The organism is Spirosoma pollinicola (assembly GCF_002831565.1).
Taxonomy (GTDB): Bacteria; Bacteroidota; Bacteroidia; order Cytophagales; family Spirosomataceae; genus Spirosoma; species Spirosoma pollinicola.
Map to the genome: position 1 here is coordinate 8611431 of NZ_CP025096.1, position 21840 is coordinate 8633270.

29 protein-coding genes and 1 pseudogene are annotated in these 21840 nt (G+C 47.2%); 15 read left to right on the forward strand and 15 right to left on the reverse strand.

Features of this window, described 5'->3' with window-relative positions; genetic code table 11:
* Positions 1 to 222 precede the first annotated feature (222 nt).
* Complete coding sequence (locus CWM47_RS36780; RefSeq protein ID WP_100993444.1) at positions 223 to 519, reverse strand: hypothetical protein; 297 nt, start codon at positions 517 to 519, stop codon at positions 223 to 225.
* Between the two features lie 490 nt (positions 520 to 1009).
* Here CWM47_RS36780 and CWM47_RS38625 point away from each other — a divergent pair, with 490 nt between their 5' ends.
* The gene (locus CWM47_RS38625; RefSeq protein ID WP_157816197.1) at positions 1010 to 1228 is read left to right on the forward strand and encodes a hypothetical protein; all 219 of its coding nucleotides are present in this window, start codon (positions 1010 to 1012) and stop codon (positions 1226 to 1228) included.
* A 147-nt stretch (positions 1229 to 1375) separates the two neighbouring features.
* Here CWM47_RS38625 and CWM47_RS36790 read toward each other — a convergent pair whose 3' ends face one another.
* Complete coding sequence (locus CWM47_RS36790; RefSeq protein WP_100993446.1) at positions 1376 to 1621, reverse strand: hypothetical protein; 246 nt, start codon at positions 1619 to 1621, stop codon at positions 1376 to 1378.
* A 364-nt stretch (positions 1622 to 1985) separates the two neighbouring features.
* Between CWM47_RS36790 and CWM47_RS36795 the strand changes: the two genes are divergently transcribed.
* Positions 1986 to 2207: a hypothetical protein gene (locus tag CWM47_RS36795; RefSeq protein WP_100993447.1), complete on the forward strand. Its 222-nt coding sequence runs from the start codon at positions 1986 to 1988 to the stop codon at positions 2205 to 2207.
* A gap of 9 nt (positions 2208 to 2216) precedes the next feature.
* On the opposite strand, the gene CWM47_RS39670 is transcribed toward CWM47_RS36795, so the two are convergent.
* Together CWM47_RS39670 and CWM47_RS39675 are read right to left on the reverse strand one after the other, a co-directional pair.
* Positions 2217 to 2816 carry an IS630 family transposase gene (locus tag CWM47_RS39670; protein ID WP_240625640.1) on the reverse strand — a complete coding sequence of 200 codons (600 nt, stop codon included), beginning with the start codon at positions 2814 to 2816 and terminating at the stop codon, positions 2217 to 2219.
* Entirely contained in the window at positions 2758 to 3225 is a 468-nt protein-coding gene (locus tag CWM47_RS39675) for a helix-turn-helix domain-containing protein (RefSeq protein ID WP_240625641.1), read from the reverse strand. Before CWM47_RS39675 ends, CWM47_RS39670 begins: the two co-directional genes overlap by 59 nt.
* A gap of 64 nt (positions 3226 to 3289) precedes the next feature.
* On the opposite strand from CWM47_RS39675, the gene CWM47_RS36805 reads away from it, so the two are divergent.
* From CWM47_RS36805 to CWM47_RS39950, 4 genes are all read left to right on the forward strand, one after another.
* Positions 3290 to 3859, forward strand: a complete 570-nt coding sequence (locus tag CWM47_RS36805) for a transposase (protein WP_262512001.1) — start codon at positions 3290 to 3292, stop codon at positions 3857 to 3859.
* Between the two features lie 129 nt (positions 3860 to 3988).
* Complete coding sequence (locus tag CWM47_RS36810) at positions 3989 to 4537, forward strand: GNAT family N-acetyltransferase (protein WP_100993449.1); 549 nt, start codon at positions 3989 to 3991, stop codon at positions 4535 to 4537.
* A 30-nt stretch (positions 4538 to 4567) separates the two neighbouring features.
* Positions 4568 to 4783, forward strand: coding sequence for a transposase (locus CWM47_RS36815; protein ID WP_100993450.1), 216 nt, complete (start codon positions 4568 to 4570; stop codon positions 4781 to 4783).
* Between the two features lie 11 nt (positions 4784 to 4794).
* The gene (locus CWM47_RS39950; protein WP_100992318.1) at positions 4795 to 5076 is read left to right on the forward strand and encodes a transposase; all 282 of its coding nucleotides are present in this window, start codon (positions 4795 to 4797) and stop codon (positions 5074 to 5076) included.
* Here CWM47_RS39950 and CWM47_RS36825 read toward each other — a convergent pair whose 3' ends face one another.
* The 4 genes from CWM47_RS36825 to CWM47_RS38630 all read right to left on the reverse strand — a co-directional run bounded on the left by CWM47_RS36825 (position 5077) and on the right by CWM47_RS38630 (position 9619).
* The gene (locus CWM47_RS36825; protein WP_157816199.1) at positions 5077 to 6630 is read right to left on the reverse strand and encodes an immunoglobulin domain-containing protein; all 1554 of its coding nucleotides are present in this window, start codon (positions 6628 to 6630) and stop codon (positions 5077 to 5079) included.
* 925 nt (positions 6631 to 7555) lie between these two features.
* Positions 7556 to 7879 carry a hypothetical protein gene (locus tag CWM47_RS36830; RefSeq protein WP_100993452.1) on the reverse strand — a complete coding sequence of 108 codons (324 nt, stop codon included), beginning with the start codon at positions 7877 to 7879 and terminating at the stop codon, positions 7556 to 7558.
* Positions 7880 to 7899: 20 nt separating this feature from the next.
* Positions 7900 to 8604, reverse strand: a complete 705-nt coding sequence (locus CWM47_RS36835; RefSeq protein ID WP_100993453.1) for an AAA family ATPase — start codon at positions 8602 to 8604, stop codon at positions 7900 to 7902.
* 841 nt (positions 8605 to 9445) lie between these two features.
* Complete coding sequence (locus CWM47_RS38630; RefSeq protein WP_157816200.1) at positions 9446 to 9619, reverse strand: hypothetical protein; 174 nt, start codon at positions 9617 to 9619, stop codon at positions 9446 to 9448.
* A 44-nt stretch (positions 9620 to 9663) separates the two neighbouring features.
* Between CWM47_RS38630 and CWM47_RS36840 the strand changes: the two genes are divergently transcribed.
* Both CWM47_RS36840 and CWM47_RS36845 read left to right on the forward strand, forming a co-directional pair.
* Complete coding sequence (locus CWM47_RS36840) at positions 9664 to 9939, forward strand: recombinase family protein (protein WP_240625642.1); 276 nt, start codon at positions 9664 to 9666, stop codon at positions 9937 to 9939.
* 322 nt (positions 9940 to 10261) lie between these two features.
* A complete protein-coding gene (locus tag CWM47_RS36845; protein WP_157816201.1) occupies positions 10262 to 10696 on the forward strand; it encodes a hypothetical protein in 435 nt (144 codons plus the stop codon).
* A gap of 41 nt (positions 10697 to 10737) precedes the next feature.
* Here the strand turns inward: CWM47_RS36845 and CWM47_RS36850 are convergent, their stop codons facing one another.
* On the reverse strand, positions 10738 to 10929 hold the full coding sequence (locus tag CWM47_RS36850) for a hypothetical protein (protein ID WP_157816202.1): 192 nt from the start codon (positions 10927 to 10929) through the stop codon (positions 10738 to 10740).
* A gap of 403 nt (positions 10930 to 11332) precedes the next feature.
* Entirely contained in the window at positions 11333 to 11668 is a 336-nt protein-coding gene (locus tag CWM47_RS38635) for a hypothetical protein (RefSeq protein WP_157816203.1), read from the reverse strand.
* A 787-nt stretch (positions 11669 to 12455) separates the two neighbouring features.
* Here CWM47_RS38635 and CWM47_RS38640 point away from each other — a divergent pair.
* The 3 genes from CWM47_RS38640 (at position 12456) to CWM47_RS36865 (ending at position 13595) form a co-directional block, all read left to right on the forward strand.
* Entirely contained in the window at positions 12456 to 12650 is a 195-nt protein-coding gene (locus CWM47_RS38640) for a hypothetical protein (RefSeq protein ID WP_157816204.1), read from the forward strand.
* 280 nt (positions 12651 to 12930) lie between these two features.
* The gene (locus CWM47_RS36860) at positions 12931 to 13257 is read left to right on the forward strand and encodes a hypothetical protein (protein ID WP_100993457.1); all 327 of its coding nucleotides are present in this window, start codon (positions 12931 to 12933) and stop codon (positions 13255 to 13257) included.
* A gap of 77 nt (positions 13258 to 13334) precedes the next feature.
* Positions 13335 to 13595 carry a hypothetical protein gene (locus CWM47_RS36865; protein WP_100993458.1) on the forward strand — a complete coding sequence of 87 codons (261 nt, stop codon included), beginning with the start codon at positions 13335 to 13337 and terminating at the stop codon, positions 13593 to 13595.
* Positions 13596 to 13616: 21 nt separating this feature from the next.
* On the opposite strand, the gene CWM47_RS36870 is transcribed toward CWM47_RS36865, so the two are convergent.
* Positions 13617 to 14027: a hypothetical protein gene (locus CWM47_RS36870; protein ID WP_100993459.1), complete on the reverse strand. Its 411-nt coding sequence runs from the start codon at positions 14025 to 14027 to the stop codon at positions 13617 to 13619.
* Positions 14028 to 14100: 73 nt separating this feature from the next.
* On the opposite strand from CWM47_RS36870, the gene CWM47_RS38645 reads away from it, so the two are divergent.
* Together CWM47_RS38645 and CWM47_RS39955 are read left to right on the forward strand one after the other, a co-directional pair.
* The gene (locus CWM47_RS38645) at positions 14101 to 14319 is read left to right on the forward strand and encodes a hypothetical protein (protein ID WP_157816205.1); all 219 of its coding nucleotides are present in this window, start codon (positions 14101 to 14103) and stop codon (positions 14317 to 14319) included.
* A 4-nt stretch (positions 14320 to 14323) separates the two neighbouring features.
* Entirely contained in the window at positions 14324 to 14452 is a 129-nt protein-coding gene (locus CWM47_RS39955) for a hypothetical protein (RefSeq protein ID WP_262512002.1), read from the forward strand.
* A gap of 1364 nt (positions 14453 to 15816) precedes the next feature.
* Here the strand turns inward: CWM47_RS39955 and CWM47_RS36885 are convergent.
* From CWM47_RS36885 to CWM47_RS36895, 3 genes and pseudogenes are all read right to left on the reverse strand, one after another.
* Positions 15817 to 16140, reverse strand: a pseudogene (locus tag CWM47_RS36885) (transposase); the annotation flags it as partial.
* A gap of 19 nt (positions 16141 to 16159) precedes the next feature.
* Entirely contained in the window at positions 16160 to 16465 is a 306-nt protein-coding gene (locus CWM47_RS36890; protein ID WP_100993462.1) for a helix-turn-helix domain-containing protein, read from the reverse strand.
* Positions 16466 to 16527: 62 nt separating this feature from the next.
* Entirely contained in the window at positions 16528 to 16920 is a 393-nt protein-coding gene (locus tag CWM47_RS36895; RefSeq protein ID WP_100993463.1) for a response regulator, read from the reverse strand.
* Between the two features lie 133 nt (positions 16921 to 17053).
* Here CWM47_RS36895 and CWM47_RS36900 point away from each other — a divergent pair, with 133 nt between their 5' ends.
* A complete protein-coding gene (locus CWM47_RS36900) occupies positions 17054 to 18148 on the forward strand; it encodes a GAF domain-containing protein (protein ID WP_157816207.1) in 1095 nt (364 codons plus the stop codon).
* Positions 18149 to 19013: 865 nt separating this feature from the next.
* A complete protein-coding gene (locus CWM47_RS36910) occupies positions 19014 to 19769 on the forward strand; it encodes a hypothetical protein (protein ID WP_100993466.1) in 756 nt (251 codons plus the stop codon).
* A 655-nt stretch (positions 19770 to 20424) separates the two neighbouring features.
* Here CWM47_RS36910 and CWM47_RS36920 read toward each other — a convergent pair.
* Complete coding sequence (locus tag CWM47_RS36920) at positions 20425 to 21384, reverse strand: OmpA family protein (RefSeq protein WP_100993468.1); 960 nt, start codon at positions 21382 to 21384, stop codon at positions 20425 to 20427.
* Between the last annotated feature and the right edge of the window lie 456 nt (positions 21385 to 21840).

The window sequence follows — 21840 nt, forward strand, 5'->3', positions numbered from 1 at the left end:
GGTTCTGGAGCCAAGTTTCCAGCGTTCAACCCTCTCGATCAGGCAACAGATCAATAGGTGTATGCCCGTCCATATCAATCAGAATCGTACCTTAGTTCCGTCCTTTCTTAAATGCACGTCCAGATCATGGGAAGAGGACAAATAAAAAGTCTGACCGCAGCCCAGGCAGGCTTTCCCTTTATAATGTTTCATTCACTAAGTCGGAAAGATTCGCCCGAAGAATTACCGGGGCAAACACTCGACACTCTGGCTGACCGTCTGCTTTAGCCGCAGTAGGGCTTCCTGATTACCATTCTGCGAGTCGAGTAAATCCAGTTGGCCTTGGCAGGAAATCAAGTTCCAGGCATGGCTATAGGCCATTGGATCGGGGGCTGCTTCAAGCACATCGACCATCGATTCCTGAATGCTTAAATAAGCGTCCAATACCTCATCAGAAGACGATAAATGAAGTAACGCTTCGGCCGCCCGGATAAGAGCGGATAGCGAGCTTTCCGAAGGGGCTATTGACAAGTGGGTCATAGTATATCAAGAAGGCTCTTTGAGCTGCCAACACGAAGATAAATCCAAAGCTGGCAATAATTCGTGTAGGAAGTGCAGATATAAGCCATCGTTTTTCTGTCCATTTGTAAACTAACTCATTGTCAAGATAATCAGCTTATAAAGGTAGGCTTTTATCCATGGGGGCTTAAGGAAAGATACCACTCAGCTAGAGAGGAAATGTGGCAACTGATGATCGTTAAAAAATCAGCCAGAATTGACCTAATTGTGGTCAGCTTGGATCGTCTTTTGCAAGTTTTATCCATAGGGTAGTCCACTCAACTGGGAATAGGGCGTGAAAAGGATGAATAGGATGACAGAAAAGCCTACTGCTGGTCAGTGGCAAACTTGATAAATCACTCACTTAAGTTGGACTATGCTCTTATTATTTATTACCTTAACCGGATACGTAGGGGTCTTACAGTATTTTAGTATAGACTATTAAAATGCCCTACCTTGAATCACTACCCGTATGAACCCAATAGTAACCGTTTACACCGCTATACCCGATACCTCTGACCTGACTTATTGGGAGGTAAAGATCACTCAGGATAACCATCATAGTCGGACGTTTGTCCCCAGGGACAAAGAACTTCACCACCGGCTCAAGGTCCAGCAGCGCGCCGAGATTGACGCCCGCCTGGCTAAAACAAAACAACAGGAGCGCAAGCGGTATGGGAGTACGTTTTAAGAAGGCCTTTGGCCTGGCTAACTTTTCAGCCAGTTCGCTAAGAACGATCGTTCCCCTACCAGTACCCCCTGTACTATGAGCTTTGCCGTACTGATTATTACACCTCATAATAACGCCGTACGCAGGCGTAGTACCTGATGAACCAGGCTACTCGTAGTTGCCGGTTAGAATGGCAGCCTGATGAAGCGCTTCGGTACTGGCAATCAAATCGGAAAGTTCGCTTACGTACAGGGTTAACTGCTCGATCTGCGGGCTGAACTCAATGACCAATAAAAAATCACCAGCTTGGTCCCAACGGGCTACTGACTGTTTGGCTAACGCCAAGGCAATTTGCAATTCGCTACGGGTCTGATAAAGTCGATTAAGCTCGTAGCTCCACTTGGTGATCTTCATACGTTAACCTTACCTTAAATGAGATAAGCAACCTTTGGTCAGACATAGTTGGAATTTAACCAATAAGGTAATAGTTGTCACCAATTCTATAGTCTCTCAATTGGCAGACGGCCTTATAAAAATAGCCTCAATTCGTCAGATCAAGGCTTTAAAAGAAAAGTTGTTCACGGAGTGAATCAGAATGCACGCATCGAAGGTAAGTATATTTACTTAATTAATCCAAGTTGTATGAAAGAGGGTTGATTCGATCAGCTCCGTACAAAAACAGTCATAGCCCCGTGGAGATTACCTTTGAAGTGCGAAAACAGAGGTAAACCAACACCAGCTATGTCTGAGAAAGTAGTGGCAAGTTATTGCTTTTCGGATGATTTTTTTCCAGGAAACTCGCCAGCAGGGGTCGATCAAACCCCAGGCAACTCCTAAAGTAAGCGATAGTATCGTGTTGACAACCGCGGTTATATCCGCTCGCTTCTTTGGGGGCACTCAGGCCTCCGCTATGCTTTATACGGCGGATAAACAGGGCATTACAATGCTGGAGAAATCCTCCTTTAATCGGCGTTTGCATCGATTGGCCATGACATTATAGATCTGTGAATTAGCTTGTAATAAAGCCTATTTCTTTCTTACGGAAGAATGCTTTCACAAGTTTTGGGTCCTGCTCTAAAAGCCTGATCTTTTCCAGAACGGCTACAGCCAGTTCCTCTAAGCTGGTGAATACCTGATTCTTTAAACTTCGCTTTAGTTGACTCCATAATAACTCGACTGGATTGAGTTCGGGACTGTAGGCGGGTAAACGCTCTAAATGAATTCGACCAGGCTTGGCACCCAGTAAGGCTTTAACTACTTCGCTACGATGAATCGATGCGCCGTCCCAAATCACCAACAAGTCTCGTTTTCGATAGCGACTACACAGTTTGGTCAGAAACCACACAATATCTTCGCTTGTGAAAGGCTGATCTTGCCCAGCTACATACAGGCGCCCATTAGGAGCTATAGTAGCGATCAAGCTTAAGTGTGATCGACCAGCTCGCTCGATGACCACTGGTGTTTGGCCACACGGTGCCCAAGTATGAGCCAACAGTGGCAGTAAATAGCAAGCGGATTCATCAACGTAGAGAATTACCCGCCCTTCGGCTTTAACTTTTTTTGAGCTCGGGTAGCCGCTCCTGACGCCATTGAGCCACCGCTCCTGCATCCTGCTGCCGGGCCTTAGCCTGTGGTTTTTGTCGGCTCCAACCTACTTTCTTCAACAAACGCCCAACTTGGGAAGGATCATAACTGACATTGAAGAGCTTCTTGATGACCTCATTGACGCGGGGCCTTGTCCAAACGGCACCGGCAAAACCATGGTGCTCAGCTCCTTTATTGAGTGCTTCAACGAGTTGACAAAGCTGATCAGCCGTCAACCGAGTGGGTGCTCCGGGGGGCTTGCGCCACTGCAAGCCCAGGGCCCCTTGTTGACGATACTTCTTTAGCGTCTGACTAACCCAGCCTTGAGTCAAGCCAAGCGCTTGGGCAATAGGACCTTGCTTCCAACCCGCCTGATCGAGATCGACACAGCGTCGTCGTAATACTTCGTAATCCGCTGGTTTGTATTTTGGCATACTGACAATAAGCCATCAATATTATAAACCTACTCACGGAGCTATAAGCGCTTTATTTTACTATTTGGCAGACTTTTTTAAAGCACTTAATCTGAGAAGTGAGTATCTGATAAATTCGTTTCCAGTGAACGTTTGTGACAACATCCGCATCAGCCGGTCGCGGCTGGTAAGAGGAGAAGACTACCGGGGAAAGATCGTGTCCAAAAGGCGCTACTTCTTTGGCTTTCGAGTTCAAATGGTGACTCCCCTCGAGAAGCAACCTGTGCAGTTTTTCATTCCGCCCGGCTCGTATGTTGATGTAAGTGCCCTTCAGATGATGCATTTGACTTTACCCGCTGGTAGCGAAGTTTACGGAGATTCAGGCTATACGGACTACGAACAGGAAGAATTGTATGCGGATTGTGAGCAGATTTACTTGACGATCCAACGCAAGGCGAATAGCCAGCGGCCTGATCAAGCCTGGGAAGGGGCTTACAAGAAAATGCTTCGTCAAGACATCGAGAAGGCTTTCAGCCAGGTTACGTTGCGGTTTCCCAAGAAAATTCATGCGGTTACCGAAGTGGGTTTTCTGATCAAAATCGTTTTGTTTCTATTGGCTTATGCTCTCGAAACAAACTTGCAACATACAACTTAGAATAATTAGTAGCCTGGATGGGCTAACACGGTTTTGGGTATTGGTTAGAAAAGGATAGCACCAAGTGCTAATTATCAGTAAAAATAGCTTCATTGGTGTTATATAAGTAAACGTTCTGGTAAATTAGCTATGATTGATCCACTTACGATCCGTATTCGTCCTGAGCAAAGTGCCGACCAGCCAGCCACTGAAGCGCTGGCGCTGGCCGCTTTTGATCCTGATCCCAGAGTCGCCGAATTGGTTCGGCGCTTACGAGCCTCTGACTCCCTAATTCCCGAGTTAAACTTAGTCGCTCAGCTAGAGGATACCCTTGTCGGACACCTCATGTTCAGTCGAACCTCTATCACGTCGGGTCATCAAGTAGCTCCGCTCTCTCCCTTGGGGGTGTTGCCTACTTACCAACGGCAGCATATTGGTTCTGCCTTGATGAAGCATGCCTTAAACTGGTTAGCCGCTAGCCCCTATCCGGTCGTGGTCTTAGAAGGCGTTCCTTCCTATTACCCCCGGTTTGGTTTTGTACCAGCTCACGACTTAGGGATTGATCCTCCTTTTAATCTACCTCCAGCTGTCTGGCAGGCTTACTGCTTACCGGCTTATAGTAGTCAGGTAAAGGGAACGGTTCACTATCCAGAACCCTTCGATTTGAACTTGCTACATTTGACTGGAGACTTTTTTTAGGCAGATTTGAGGCCAAACTTCAATTTGACCATGGTTAAACGACGTGTGTTTGACGAAGCATTCAAGGAAATGGCTGTCGAGCTGTCTTATGTAAAAGGATCAATTCAAGAAGCCGCCCGCGAATTGGACATCGATCCAGGACGAATCAGCAAATGGAGACAACGCCACAAAAAAAACGATCAAACGTTGCCTGCCAATACCACACTTACTGACGAACAGCAACAGATCAGAAGGTTGCCTAGCTAGCTAGTGGCCCTATTCATCATGCAAAAGTGGTTAAAACCGAATTTGATACTTGGGAAAGCCAAGGTCTATCCATTTTTTATTTACCTACCTACAGTCCTCATCTGAATCCCATTGAAATTCTGTGGCGCTTCTGCAAATATAAGTGGCTTAACAAAACGCATTATAAAAGCTGGTCAACCTTAAAGAAAGCTATTCTTTATATTTTTAAGGAGTATGGGTCGATATATACCATCAGCTTTACAAACCTTATTGTAAAAAATACCCAAGTTAGTATCAAGCTTAATTCTGCCTAATTACTTAATAAAACTGGTGTCAATAGAACAACCATTCTGGTCACGGACAACCACTTTGTATGTTCCTGCTGCCAGTTTATCAATGTTTGCCAAGGAAGGAACAACAACCCCATTCAATTCATAAGTAAGATTTGGAATACCGGTAGTTTGCGCCGATAATTTGGCGTTCAGTTGATCACAGGTAGCTGGCTCAATCGTTACTTGAGTAATCTTAGGTCCTACACTGCCTGCTACCGTAACACTTTTTATATCGGTACAGCCAGCTTCATCTTCTACTGAAACGGTATATACGCCCGCTTTTAGATGATCGAAAATGCCACTTGCTTGATTGGTCGCACCATCCAGCGAAAACTGTATTCTTCCATTTCCCTCATTCGTACTTAATGAAATGAGTCCATTTGATTGGCCACACGTTGTAGAATTAACCGATACATCCTTTAGTTGAAGCTTACGCGTCTGTTTGAGACTAATGGACTGTGATGCTGAACATTGATTTTGATCTTTCACCGTGACGGTAAAGTTTCCTCCTGTCAACTTCTCGAACTGACTATCGGTTTTAAAGTCTTTTCCATTTAGCGAATAACTTAACAGACCTGTTCCGCCTGATGCTTCTATAGTTAGCGAACCTTTATCATCTCCACACTGTGGGTTTATAGCAAACACTGCGTTAATTTTAGGAACTTCCTGCCTGGCAATCGTTATCTCTTTAGTGGTCAAGCAACCGGCCGTATTTTTCGCTTGGAGTGTGTAGTTACTAGGCTTAAGGTTGTCGAACACGGAGGTGTTCTGAAAGGCCCCGTTATTAAGACTGTATTGGACCTGGTTGGTACTGGTTACCGTTATGGACCCATTTGCCTGTCCACATGTTTCGGCAGTAAGGGTGGTGGTAATTAGAGGTGGATCAATAATTTCTATTTTAATTGGTACAACCAGGCTTTCCATATTGTATTGCGATTGGCTCACATAGAAAGTAGTTGTCGACGTTATACCGGGCTTAAATGTATTGCCCTCATGAACCAGTTGTTTTTTATCGGCATCAGCGTACCATTTGACATTCTGCCCCGTAATACTTAATTCTACGGGCTGATCAACACAATACCGGCTTGGAGACTTTAATTTAAGTCGATATATAGTCGAGGTGCTCTGGGCGGGGCATCCGGGGTGGGTAGCACTGTTTTTCTTGGTTATGGATTCAATTTTTTCTTCATCCGGAAAGTACGTGAATGTTGACGTACCAAGGCACCAGTTGGATTTAGGCGGCAGTTTTTCCCGTATGACGGTTCCAGCTTCCATTGACCCATGATTATTCTCAAAAGTACCGTTGGTTATTTTAAAAAGACCAAAATATTGTTGATTCGTGGCCGCAACTTGCAAAACCTCTCCCCCGATGGCTGTTCCACTTTGAGTAATCGTAGTGGTAATGGCCCAGTATTGAGTAATGGATGATCCTGGCGTACTGAGAAACCCATGCCAGTACCCTGATATATCCTGAGCTGAGAGTAAGGTAATTGAGTATAAGTGTAGTAGACACAGTATGAAGAGTTTTCTTCTCATAGTAAGACAACAAGTAAAGGATAGCTGACACCGTTGAACCGGTTCGCCAGCTAGGTGTCTAAAACTGGATCAAAAAGCGCCTATCTATTCAGTTGAGAAAGGGTGACTTTGCTATCGAAAAGGAAATCCTACTTAGTAATAGTTACTGATTATATAGTAACAAAGGCGTTATCAGCATCTGCAGGTTACCGTATAAAGCCGCCCTATCGTGCAACAAGAACCTTTATACAGACCTTATCTCTTCGGGGTTATGCGACTTCTCTAAAATCATAGAAGTACAGTAGTCTATTTATTATATAAAAATACTTTAGTAAGGGGACGCTAACACTGGGAAAAATACCCTTTTAATTGATTACAACTTTCTAAGAGCACAGATATGAGGTAGTCCTCTCTGAACTAGGCAGTACTGGAAAGTGTATAAAATGGCGGTCTCAAGAATTTAATGCAACTGACTTTCTGAGACAGTCATCAATTTTCACCCCAATTGTTTCAGAGATCTTCAATTTGTCTGCACGCTCCTAGAGCCGACTTTTTAGATATCTATCGAGCTGGATTTCGCAAAGCGAATTCGTAACGAATCGTGTACGATTCTGAAGATTTTCACCAAGCTTACGCGCAGCAGGCTGAACGTATTAAATCGAAAAAGGTCTGCACTAACTACGGTGTTGGTACTGGTATAATTCCAGCCTTATATATTTCACTTTCCGCAGGTATGTAAATCGACATAAACTGCGTATTAAAGTGTACGAAAAGGAGAATAAGCCCGGTCTCTCAACCTGGCTTACTCGTTAAAAAAGTACTACATAATTAATTGTTAGGTCTATCTAACACTGACGAATTTATTTCAAATAAATGGTTTATAACGAGCTGTATGTTAGTATAATACAGATTATTATGATGTTAAATTTAACGCTAAATTTAACGTCTATAACAACGTCAAACCATACTTTTTCTGGTCTCGCTCAATCTTCTCCAAAATCGCTTCAATTACCCAGTCATGCACTGAAATTGGAATCTTCCGGCTCCGGCTGGGGCGCTTGTCCCGTAACACTTTAATGGCGCTCATTTCAGCGTCTTTTACGATAAGCTTGATACTCTTTGTTCCACCTGTTTCAGCCGCTTCTTCTCCCCTACTCGTCGGTTTACCACCCCGGTTGATGAACTCCTGGATCTTCTTTTCCGGTATCTTCTTTTCGGCAACAACAGCTGCTGGCTTCGGTAAATCTATAGGTGCTTTATTAATAGCCATATAACGTCAAATTTGATGTCTTATTTAGTGTCTTTTTGAATGCTGGAAATAATGTTAAAATTAACGTCAAAATCAACGTCAATTTTCTGCATAATGCCATTAAATAACTGATTAATCTCGACTACTGCTTTTTCGTCGACCGGACTTCCCTCAATGACGCCGAGACCAGCTGAAGCGGTATTGGCAAAACTCTTTCGGCTTACAATCGCGGGGCCAATGTGTTCGATAACGGTGCTCTCGCGGAGTAGCTCTGCCGAATCTTTATTATCGGAACCTTTGGGGTCTGCCCGGTTGAGAATCGAGAATGCCTGGAGTTCGGTTGGTTTGACAGATCGGACTTCCTTAACCAGATTCTCTACGTCGGCAATCGTCCATAGATCGAAACTGCGCGGGTTGAACGGAACCAAGTACACGTCGGAGACGAACAGTGCTGCCCGCTGACTGGTCGTATCGCGGCCTCCGGTGTCAATGACAATGTGATCGAACTTGGGCTTGAACTTCAATACCTGTTGCCGCACGGCATCACCCGTCAAAATAGTCGCTGTGTAGCCACTGTTGCCTTCGGTAATCCGCTCCCGCCACTTCGTAAACTTGGTAGCGGTTTCCTGCTCGTCGGCATCAATCAGTAATACATCGAAACCTTTTTTCGAGAGCCACACGGTGAGGTTCGTCGCTATTGTACTCTTGCCACTACCGCCTTTAATACCACCTACGGTGAAAATCATAACTTCTCGCTGATTTATAAGGTTAATCTTAACGTCAAATATAATGTTTAAAATGACATGCAAAAAGATGCTAGTTTTAAAGTTAAAAATGACGTTAAAACTAGTATCAAAAACGACATTAAAATTAACATTAAAATCATAGCTTTTTTGCCTAATATGGCGTATTTACTCCCGAAAAACGTTGATAGAAGTTTTATAATCACTGATTTATTATACCTGTTTTAATATCGTCCTCTACTGTAAGAACCTATACATTATTAATCCAGCTTTACTCCACAAAATTCTCCATCCTACTACTTGACATAAATTCACTAGTCTAATCGAACAATCCAAAGAAAGAGGATCGGTTTGAGTAGGGAAGAGCACAGTCATTTAGTTAATAAACAGGCTAAACACTATCTCTCAATACCTTGTAAAGGTGATGTTTTTTAAATTTTCTGAAGACATTCTTGCAGTTGTTCAACAATGAATGTGTCCGTTTTACTATCATAAACCAGTGAAAAGCGTATGTATACCTGCACTTGTAATTTTCCATCAAATACAGGTGTTCCACGGGTGGTTTACGTACGTTAAAGAGTCGTTCCGTTTAACGTATGTAAAGTAGACCAAAACTCGTAAGTTTCGAGTATAAACGTCCGCATCCGGCTCGAGTCGCTCGACACCTCGCCCGGCGCTGGACATAAGCCAATCTGTCGGCATCCGTTAAGAGGTACAGGGAACCCAGCAACTTAGGGGACTACCGACGCCTAATCAGGATCCGGCTGCTGACCACGCAAAGCACCCACCAAACCCAAACCATGCTCACGGTCGTGATTGATCAGACATTACACTAGGCAAGGTATCACCCTGGGTGGGAGAGGAAAAAAAATGAAAAGGCAGGCTGGCTGGCTGAAGCCGACGGATCGATTTCCTGCGTCTGGAGCTTCAACAGGCCGAGCCGATGGACGACCGCACACTCAATAGCGACAATGAACGCATGACCCGATTTCAAGCCAATGACTAACCAGTACCTCACCAGGTCGACCGGGAGCCAAAACCTGTATGTGGCTTAGTACCGGGTTGGGACTCGAGGCCCAGCGCGCATCGGTGGCCGCCTACGTGAAAGGAGTTATAGTTGCCGAGTTTACCGAAGTCGAATCTGGCCAGAAGAATCCGCGGATCCAACTGGCTTCCGCCATTGAGCGGGCCAAGAAGGAAGGAGCCGTGCAGGTCATCGCCAAGCCCGATTGGCTTAGTCGCAACGCCAGCTTCATCTTTACCCTACGCGATTCGGGCGTCAACTTCCAATGGTCAAAATCGCGCAAGGGGCCAGCCTGGGTAAACCCGAGAACCTAACGGCTGAATCCATGAAAAAGGGGGGCGACGAGTGGCGGAAAACGAGAACAACCGCCGAGCCGCCTCCATGATACGATGATGGGGCAGGTCGGCCGGGATTATGTTCAGATGGCGGCCGACCTGAACCGGGTGGGTTTTCATACGGCCAGATTAGGCCGGTTTTAGACTACCCAAATCCGGCGGTTAACCCGCAAGTTGGCAAACCGACCGGTAAACCATGTAACATGAATAATGTACGTAAATTAGATGAATCGAATAAAACATTTAACACATATTATTCATAGTTTTATCGGTCAGAACGTTTAAAACCGTGTATTACAGTATGCGTAAGATTATAACTACCCCCTGTCCCCACTGTCAACAACCCTTTCTGCCCCGGCGTAGGAACCAACGCTATTGTTCGGATGAATGCCGCGTCGAGGCCAATAACGCGGTGGCCAAGGAACGCTATGCCACGGCCAAACAAAGCACGCCTCAACTCGAGGCGCTCCGCCAACAAGTCCAGTACCTGAAACAACAGCTGGCCGCCCTGACCAATCCGGTTGTTGACCAGCCCGTGGTGATCAGGGTGGTCAAGGAAAGTAAAGACATCCTGTTGTATGAGGGGCGTCGGTATAAACGGGGGCCCTTTGTGGGCCGAATCGACCTGGGCGTTCGCCTGGATCCCGGCGTGGGCCTGTTGATGCCCGGCAACACGATCCTGTATCCGGACGACTCCGCCCGGAATACGCATTTTAACTACCTACTCCAACCGTAGCGGACGGCAACGCCCGGGTTCATGTTTAGGAGGCGTACCGCCTAAGCCGGGTCGCTGGCAAATAAGCCACCGGCCATTCGACCCGGCTTAGGCGGAGGGGGGTAGGACGGACGGGCAGCCGGTCGCGTTTTGTCGGCTGGAAGGCCTACAGCCGGAGCCGCACCGGTCAGACCCGTCGGTTCGGGCGGACCAGTAGGCTCCCCGTGGGATCGATCCGGTTTCGTCTGGCTCAAGCCCACGCCATCGCCGACCCGAATGACCCGGGTGAACCGCCAAGACTGCTGGGCTTACTCAATAGAAACCCGGCCAACCGGCTAATTAGCCACAAAACGGCGGTGACCGACCGAGAACCGGGTTTTAACCGGGCGAAGCGTTCAGCCAACGCGTGACCCGCTGCCTTGTCGGCCACTCACCCCCTTCATGAGACGTATCCCGTCCGGACGTATCACAACCGACTGGGATACGTCCGGACGGGATACGTGCGTTACACGCGTTTTAAGACGGGATACAAGGACGTAGTACATCGGTGCTACCAAGACGTATCCCGTCTGTGATACGGAGATATGTCTCAACTACCCCATTAGACCAGCTGTACTACGTCCTCGATGACGTATCTAATCAGCCCGGCGATCCGACTCACCCCCGGCCAACTAGTCTGGTCTGGTCTGCTCCTTGGGTTTCTCCTAAGCCCGGGAAGAGGTGGGGAGGAGGCCCATCCGCCGGGCCTGGGGTAACGTATCCAGGCCGTTCATGCCGCCCCGGATACTTCACGGCGTATACGCCGACCATGTCATACCCAATCAGCTCAATCGTAAAATACTTGGTAGGGGGCAAATCAACCGGTTGTGACGATTGTAGACCATACGAAGCGCCTAAAAGCCAGTGCTCAGGGAACGGAATTAGGTAGATGGGGATTAATCGGTCGGGTCGGGAATGGCCCCTCGAATGGGCCGATTGACCGATGGCTTTCAAAGTACACTAAGTGGATAACTCGACAGGGTCGGTTTTAGCCGATTAATGGCTGGCGGCATCCAGTCGGTAATCGAATAAACCGACTAGACTCTGAGCCCGTTTTGTGGGCTGGAGAGCCTACAGCCGGAGTGGCACCGGTCAGATTCACCGTTTAGGACGAAAAATAGGCGCCCGGTCGGCTTGATCCGGTTGCGCCCGGTTCAAGCCCATGTCATCGCCTACCCAAATGGCCAGGCCCCAACCAGCCCGACTCGTGGGCTTACTCGGTAAAAAACCGGCCAACGGGCTGATTTTCCACAAAACGGTCGTGGCCGACGGTTAACCGGGTGTAGACCTGATCAAGGGTTCACCAAACGCGAGATGAGCGGCCATTTGATCCATTGACCCGCTGCTGGAAACGTATTACATCCAGACGTATTACGTCCGGACGTAATACGTCTGGATGTAATACAATGACATTTACTACGTCTCAACACCCCACTGGCGCAGACGTAGTACGTCTTTGATGAAGTACCCGGTCGGCCCGGCGACCCGATCCATCCCCGGCCAACGAGTCCGGTCTGGACATCGGGTTTCTTCGCTAAGCCCGGGAGCCGTTGGCTTGACCAACGCCGGGGGTACCGCTTTAAATCAATCAAGCCCACCGGTGTTCCGGGGAGTAAGCTTTCCAGGCCGTTCATGCCGATTCGTATCCGTCAGGGGGGCATCTTACGGGATTCATGGGTCGTACAGGGGGATACGCCAGCCGTGTCGTACCCGGTAGGGGGTAGGTGAACCAGGAATACCGATGGCGTACGAATGGAGACCACTGGCAGGGCCTATCGAAAAGGTCAATGGACGGCGGTGGCCAGGGCGGCTGGGCTACCCGCGAACCGAAACCGCAAAACCACGCCCAGTAGCCCAATACCCAACCGATTGGCAACCAGCAGACGACAATTTTAGTGGCCTGGACCATCACCGTAGCTCATCGCTGATAGGCTAAAAAAAAGTATCAAAACGTTTAAAAAAAGGGCAAAAAACGCTAAAAAAACGCAAAAAAAAGGGTCAAAAAAGACGAAAAAGGGCCAAAAATTGTGTTTTTGATTGATTTCGTCAACCTTTTTACCCCAATTAACCGTTTTGTCAACCATGTCGTCAACCATGTTTTTAGGGCTAACCTATTGATTTTAAATGACTTATTTTTTCGTGGTTGACGGGTTGACGAGTTGACGAAAAAAAACACGTTGCTCATATTCTACTTTTAACGTGGTTTTCCCCCCTGAATGCCCCGAAAACAGCCTGATTTTCGCTACCAGGCTGGCGAAAATGGCTCGCTGAGGACCGGGCCGTGTACCCGGCAAAGCGATCCGGAAAAAGCCAGCAAGCCCAAGCCCGCCAGACGCCAGACGCTCATCCGGCGGGCTTTCCCGCCTTCGCTACCGGCTAACGAGCGTGCGGTGGGTCTACCAGGCAAAAACGGCTATGGCATCGTTAAACCCAACAAAAGGCTTTCCTTTTTACCGACACTCGCTATAATCTACAGCACCGACGCCGACAAATACCCGAACCAAAAACTAGGAAGCTATAAATCTGGTCAACTAGATTTATAGCAGGACGCCCAATCCTACTGGGCTATCTACGCTACCAAGGGCAATGGTCAAATCGGCTGCTCTACGACAGGACGTGTTTGTTCAGGGATAGTTTATTCAGCCAATTTCGCCTGTTCCCCCATCTGTATCGGATTGGTCCGCTTCGGTCGGGTAAGTCGACCAGAGGCTGGTCCACCCTGTTTCTATTTGGCGAGGACCGCTTGCCGTTTAGGCTCCATACGGGGACGCGCGTTGCCGTTTACCAGCAGTTTGCTGATTTCATGAACGCAGTATTCTGGATGGATGAGTACAAAAATACGATTGACCCCCAGCGGATGCAATCGCTTAAGACGGCCTAGGATAGCGCTGACCACACCAAATCAGAAAACAGCAGGGATAACCGTAACAAATCCATTCCCGTTTAGTCGGGCTGCCTTATTGCCGGCCAGGAACTTTCCACGGCCGATATTGCCCTGTTTACCCGCTGCATTCGGTTGCCGTTCACCAAAACTCAGTTTACCACCCAAGAGAAGCACCGCCCGGCACGCTGCACGGCGGAGGTCGGACGGAAAGGGGTATCCCCCATACCGGCGGAAATTGCTAAGCACCGGCCGCTGATTGAGGCCAACTTTTAGGGTAAATACGACCTTGAGATTGCCCGTAGCAAAGCGCACGTGGTCAAAACCGGCATTGACGACCGGATAGCCCAGACCATGGCCATCCTCAGGGCGACCTGCCAGGTACTCCAGGGAGTGCTCGAATTCCCTCTTTTTTAAAGCGCAGATTCGCAAAACAGCCTACAACATTATTGCCGCCCAACATGACCTTATTGGCGACTCATCAGAGCCGACGACGTTCTGAAAAATGGTCAACTACCTATATCGCAACCATGAGAGTAAGGGAAAAATCGATTTTCGGCTCGATGAAACGAAACGCATGGAGGTGGCAATGACCCAGGAAACACCCGACCATACCCTACGACTGGATTCCAAGGAATCACCGGCTGGCAGGACGGTGCTCTTTCGTCGGTTACAGAACAGGCACACCAGCTACGGGAAGCGGTGCCAGAAACACAACCGTTAACGCCATGGATTTCAACCGATTGCAGCATTATCTGGTCCATGAGAAAGGCTACTCAGGCCGGGTTCGGGGTAGTAAGTTCGGGTTGACTTCCACGACGGCTATGGCCTTCGATTACCAATGTATCAGAACGTAGCTTCAGGATTTCAGCCCGGACGACTTGGTGGAGGGGGACGACGAGTCTGCCGATGATCCACCGCCCTGGCCCCGTGTTCAAATAGGTCTCAATCGGCCGGAAACCCCGAAAAATGGCGTTTCAAAGAAAAAATTGGCCAAGGGCATGCGGGGTTCTGAACCGGCGAACCGCCATTTTTTAAAACGCATTTTTTTTCGTCAACCCGTCAACCCGTCAACCATGCGAATGCAGTGGGTTTCAGACTATAAGATAATTAGTTAAAAATCAATTCATTAAAAAAAAAGAAAGGCCCCATACGACCCAAAATCGTGGTTGACGAAAGTTGACAATGGTTGACGAAAGTTGACGAAAACGGCCGTTTTGACCAAAAAGCACCCAAAAAAGCACCCAAAAAAACGCAAAAAAGCACCCAAAAAAACGCAAAAATGGGCCAAAAACGCAAAAAAATGAAACGACAAAGCTTATAAAAAGCGCGATCCATCTGAGGCCGGATGAACAGCCGACATTCCACATCGACCGGCTATACAGGGTCCATGAAGAATGGCGCCGGGAAGCCCAACGACTGGCTCGCTGTCAGACCTAAGCTGAATTTAATCGAATCTTAGCAGTAAAATGGGGCCACCGGGTGCGGCTACCGTGGCGCGGCCATCCAGTCGGACCGCCGCTGCGCACTAACAGGCGACTAGCCGTGCCATGGTGCCCCACAAAGCGCAGATTTTGACTTATAGAGCTGAAAAAGGTCGTTGGTCGTCTAACGCCTGGATTGGTAGGCTCCGGGCAGCTAAATTTCCCCTACAGAAATAACCCGCCGGGCGGTCAACGAATTAACGGAATAATAGCGTCTCTACTCTTCTGTTTTCCTGTTAGTGCGGCCACACCGGCGGCCGTCTGCGGCTGCGGTCTGACTGGATGGCCGCGCCCCGGTGGCCCCGTTCTGCCGCTAAGACGCTACTGGTAAGAAAAGGGGCGGGGTATTACTTAGCCCAAAGTTCGACCGACTCACCCGTAGCGCAGCGTTCATCTTTACGCTCCGCGATTCGGGCCTTGAGTTTGTCCGTGCCGACATGCCCAGGGCAAACACGCTAACTATTGGTGTAATGCCACCATGCCCAGCCTGAACGGAAACTCATCGGCAATTGAGGGCGCAAGTGGTAACTGAAAAAGAGCTGGTTGGCTATGTTGGGTAAGACTGAAAATCGCACATCCGGGGCCGTTTTTCAGCCTGGGAGCGACAGATCAATTGCACCCGTATGCGACTGATTACGTTTAACAGTTATTAAATTTTTTGCAAACAGGATTCATGCTAGAATCGGAGGTTTTCGTGGACGACTTTAATTTATGCTTGAGTTGACACAGATCGTTCACTAATAGAAGATTAGGTGCCCAACAAGTTCAATTAATGACCGTGACTGTTGCACAACTCTTTTGGAATGAAAGAACCCTTGAAGTAACCCGTCCCATAAAGACAAAAAAGAGTCCCCTGGATGCAAAGCCAACACCTGAGTAACCACTTTAGGCCAGCGCTTGGCCAATAGCCACTTCTTGAGATTGTAGGCCGTTGCCGCCATCACCATCCGCTTGTGCGCACCCGTTTTACCTTCGCCAGGCGTCCGGCGCATCCCAAAGTAGTTCAGTAAACTACCAAAAACTGGCTCAACCACCGCACTCCGTCGCCTTTTCAGCCGCTTCCCTTTCGCACTCGTCTAGCTAGCTAGTGTCTAAGTGCCCGATATGACGAGGATTAGTAACACTCAAAATCGGGTTACGCCCTTGGCCTAGTTTTCGATTTAGGCCAACAATGCCTGCTGTTTCCCAGGTGTTTATCCATGTTCCGACCGTATTATGATTGACATCTAGATGAGTGGCAATTTGTTTGATGGTCACACCAGCTTGGTTCAACAAAAGAGCTCGACATTTTTCTCTAAATTCAGGTTTAGGATGATATTTTGCCCCTTCCCGTAAAGTTATTTGTTCTGATTCGTTTAGATCGATATGCTTTTCTTTGCGGCTCATAAACCTAAGGTAGTTAATCTAAGATAAATTTGCTCAATTACTTAGAAGATAACAGTGGGCTCTCAGTCCCTTAAGGCCGTAAAGAGATCGCTCATTTGCTGGATGGACAGCGGTTTTTTAAGGTATCCCTTCAATTCAGGGTAGGTCTGCGATTTCAATAAATCGGCTGGATCGGAAGACGAACTGACCAGGTAAATGTGAGGATGATAGTTCACGGCTTTCAGGGCTCGATAGCTGTCCAAAAATTGCCATCCATTCATCCAGGGCATATTAATATCCAGCAGAATTAACTCAGGAAGTGCAGCTTGGTTAAGCGGCAGGCACGACTTAATGTAATCGAACGCTTGTTGGCCGTCATCGAAGCGAAGTAACTCATGCGCTGGCGCGATTTTTACAATTGCCTTCCTTACCAGAAATTGAAAAATGGGATCATCATCAATAATGGCTATTTTCATAACGATAAGTTACCTGTAAAGAGTTATTTTTCCTCCAAAGTTACATATGTTGTTTTATTATTAACATTTAAGTTGTTATTTGCCGTTCTATTTTAATAAATTTAAGTCCTTATACGAGTTTTGGTTAATTCATATGCCTTTACAACAACTGGAACGCTTGAAAGCGGTAAACCGCTTCCTGACCTTGGAGATTGATAGAAAGAAGGAACTAGAAGAGATTGTCAAGTTAGCCTCTGAAATATGTCAGACTTCAGTCGCCCTAATAACCCTTTTGGACGACCAAAATCAATACGTCAAGTTCAATGTGGGCTTCAATCACCCAACGACGAGTAAAAAGGATGCGTTCTGTCAATACACGATCCAGGAGTATGATGTCTTTGAAGTCCCCGATGCTAAGCGGGACGAGCGTTTTGTCCACAACCCCCTGGTCACGGGTGATCCCAATATCCGCTTTTACGCTGGTGCGCCCCTGACGACGCAGGATGGCCATAATCTAGGGAGCCTATGCGTTATTGATCAGCAGCCAAAAGAGCTTACTGACACTCAAAAACAGCTGCTTCGGGTATTAGCCAGGCAAGTCATACAAGTTCTGGAGTTTGAATTCAGCATCAACGCGCTCAAAAGTCAGTTTGTTAAGGCAAAACAGGCGGAGATCAAGCTTAGATCATTTTTCGAAAGTTCCGTCTCCTGCCACCTCCTGCTGGGAAGAGACTTTGACATCCTGGCATTTAATAAATCACTTGAACTCTTTATTGACGAGTTATACGGAATTAGGATTCGGGAGGCGATGGATATCAGAGCGTATGTGCATGAATCTCATTTGCCGACTTTTGTCGAGAATTATCAAGTGGCTTTATCGGGAGAAACGGTAACCAGCGAGCGGGAAATCGTTTATCCTGATAAACGAGTGTTTTGGTACATCACCTACGAGCCAGCCAGAGACGAGGAAGGTGTAATACTGGGTGTATCCTGTAATGCCACTGACATCACGGACCGGATACAGCGGGAACGATTGCTGGGCTTACAAAACGAATCCTTAAGAAAAATAGCGTACATTCAGTCTCATGAGTTGCGCAGGCCAGTCTCGTCCATCCTGGGCTTGATGGTTTTGATTAAAGAAGAAGACTACTTTCATCCAGACAGAGAGGAGCTTGTTATGCTGGAACGAGCCGTCAATGAACTGGATGGGAAGATAAGCGATATTGTTAGCTGCACCAATGAGCGCTAAAATATAGCTGGTAGCCAATAAATTTTGAGGATCAGGAAACCGTAGCAATTCCAAGAGTGTGGTAACTGGTACAACTGTAATGGATGACCATCGATCTTCATATCCGTCAGGCTTATCCTGTATTTACCTTCTTTGACTTTGACCGAGAGTGTATGCACTACGTTGCCTTGCCAGACAAGTTCTTGACTTTTGACAGATATCTTTTAACCTTCTTGGCCCGTTAGTGCCCCCCTCGATTGGCCGTTTACCTGCAGAATATCTTTGGAAGCATTGTACGTTTTGACAAACCACTTTCGAGCCCGTTTGAAGAGTTTACCCTTAGTGACGCCCGCCACGTTGTTATCGACCAGATAAGCAGGCTTACTCTCCGAGTCAAGCGGGATAATGCCCCTCAGTTTATTATCATAAACTGCACTCTTTTGAGCAATAAGGGTAAGGTCAGTAGTAACGTGACCAGTACGTGGGGCGACTTAATCATAAATGTCTATATAATTGGTTGAGAACAGCAAAGTCGCTTACTTAACTCAACTTCAGTGGGTTTCAGCGTCTTATAAAAGTGTGATGAGTAGAAAAGATGGCCAATAGTAGTAAGCTAGAAACGGTGGTGCCTAAGTCAGTATACGTCAATAAAAGATAGATGAATTCCTAACGATCCTGTACAGATTTGACAGCCTTAGTCACTATAAAGACTATACCAAAAAAGTTACTAAAGTTGTTAGTTTATCCATGTGGAATAACGTAAACTTGTGGTAAACAAGTAAACGAAATAAATCGCTTTTAAAATAGTAATGGCTTATAACTACGCAGTGGCTTATAACTATCTTAATTGACCCTTCGCCTATCAACTACCATTTATTTAAAAACCATGAGTACACGCCATCAACTTCTGTATTTAACCGCCTTACTAGGTCTTGTTTCCCTAGCTGCTTGCTCGACCAATTTGACCAACACCCCTACCCCCGCCGGTGGTGTTCTGTCGGGAACCATTCAACTTTGGGATGATAAAACCAGTACACTAGCCGATAATAGTGGGGTAATTATAACAGTCGATGATCTGACCGGTGTTAGCACTATCACAGACGCTGCCGGAAAATATAGTTTAGCTAATATTACTTACGGCTTACACGATTTAACTATGAGTAAAGCGGGTTATGGCACCTTCCGTTTATTTGGCGTTTCGACTACCAGTTCGATCAATGGTACGATTTTGCCCGCTACTCAATTGGGCAAACTAGCGACGACAACAGTTACCTCTCTGACCCTCTCCGGCAGTGCTTACAATGGTAGCTCTGGGGTGAGTGTGCTCTACTCGGTTGCTCCTATTCCTACGGCGATTAACCGCGGCTACGTACGCTACTTTTTGAGCACTGATCCAGCGGTTTCCAGTACGAACTACACATTCACTTCACCAATTGTCTCGGTGCTTAACAACAATGTGACCGGTGGTTTCACTAAAGAGGACCTCTTAACGGCTGGCTTTAAGAGTGGCCAGACAGTTTACCTTCGGCTCTATGGGGAATCCGTACAAAGTAATACGTACGTAGATCCGAACGTTGGGACAAGAGTGTTTCCCAATCTTAACCTTACGACAGTGGAAGCGGTCTCGTTTGTGTTGCCCTAAGGGATGTATTTGAAAACGGATCAAATTCGTCACGGCTCGACCGTAAGAACTTGATGCCCCTTTGGTAATCTGTATTGTATCCGATTCTCAGCTAACATAAATAGCGGCCGGGCGGCCGGTGCGGTAGATTGAAAAGGCCGGGCGGTACGAGTTTAGGAGACAGAGCCGTAGCGGTTTCTGATGAAACCGGTAGCCTTTTTTGAGTTGCACTCGAAAAGGAACCGCATCGGCGTACCGGTTTCATTACCCCTCCCAATCGCGTTATTACCGATATGACTCGCTTAGTGATCGTCTAGGTAAGTTGTGACTAAGTTGATCCTTGTTTTAATTAGACCCATTATTGTTATTAGCCTCCCTTAAAAATTATCCCAACTTTGGCACCTGTGCCGACCTAGGGCACTGGCCCAAGAGCGGTGTCAATCCGGGGGATTTTTTGAAGAAACTAAAGAGCCATATCCTGGGCATACATCTAGAAGACATTGCGGCTTATAATTATCCTCGCTTAAAAGGTGTACCCATTGGCACAGGCGTGCTCAATTTCCTCGCCATTTTCCAGGAGTTGAAAGGCAGGGTTTTATTGAACGATAGATTTTTCAATAACTCTCCGACGTACGCTGTTGCCTACTGTGCCATTTACCGTTATAAATGATTGCCCTTACCGTTTGAATACCTCAATCCGGGTATTGATCCGTCGGCCCTCTTCAGTCTCGTTACTCACTAAGGGTTTACTATCGCCTAATCCCGTAGCCTCCACCCCAGATGGCTTCACCCCTAACCTAACCAGGGCCTCTTTCAGGGCAACAGCCCGTTTTTGGGTTAACCCTAAGATGTAGGCTGATTGGCCCACCGGAGCACTGTGCACCTCTAAGCCCAACTTCCACTCCGGATGCGCTTGAAAAACCCCAACCAGTGCCAATAATTCATCGCTTGACTGAGTTAGCAACTCAGCTTTGTCAGAGGCAAACTCTAAATAAGTGACCCCTTTGGCCTTTCCTTCTAAGGCCTTTAGCAACTCATTCTCTTTGTTGATATTGGTGCTCAGCAACTGGCTCTGCTTCTCCACCACCAAAAGGGTATAAAAATGGGAGCCAATGGAATAGGGCTGTACTTGAAGCCACACCTCTTTTTGGGCCGTTTTGATCACGTATTCCACCACCCCGTAATAAGCACTAGGGGCCACTTGATGGTGGGAGTCCAGTTCGACCAGGTCGTGGGTCGTTACTTTTTTGATCAGTTCATCGGGCAATTTACCTTCATAGATTTTCTTACCCCCCAGCGTAGCCACCAGCTGATCAAAGGTTTGAATAATCTGAAATTCAGACGGAATCTTTTTGGTGTGGTCCGTGACGTTTAGCGATTGAGCCGAGACTTGTCCATCTACCGTAAAATACGCCTTGCCGTCGTAAAAGTAGGTTCGGTTCTGCTCAATAGTGACCGAATCAGTCGGCGTAAAATTGGGCAATGTTTTTACGTAGGGGAAGGTGCCTAGATCAGCCTTTGAGAGGGGAATGGTCTGGGTGTCTACCGGGGGTGTTAGGACCTTATTTGGTTGAGCTTGTCCGGTTACCAGGGTTACGGTCAGCAGCAGGACACTGATTGAAAGGTTATTCATCATAGCTTAGCTAGGGGATTGATTCGGGCTTGGTCTAAGTTAAGGAGTTGATCCACTTGGACAGGGCTACTAATTACCCTGGCTTAGGGTATTTGTTCAGCCCTGGGCTAATGATGGGGCTGCTTCCGGAAAGAAATCGAGTGAATACCACGGATCAATTGCTTGGCCTTGGCCCTTGAAGAAGGGGATAGGTTTATGTTTCATTACCGTAATGGTTCATTGTGGGCCCGTTTTTAGGTCAAAGGTAGGGAAGTTAGTTTACCTCTGGTTGAGTCTGCTAAACGTGATTGGAGCAGGCACTCCTTTAGTCTTGGTAAGCGACAGCTTATGGTGGACACCTATTAAAAATAGCCGTTCATTTAAACGAGCCTTACCTGTCGAGCGGATTATCAATCACGCCGGGCCCTACCTAAAAAGCAGATACATGAACGCTTCTTCGTCTCACGCATGAGCGATTTG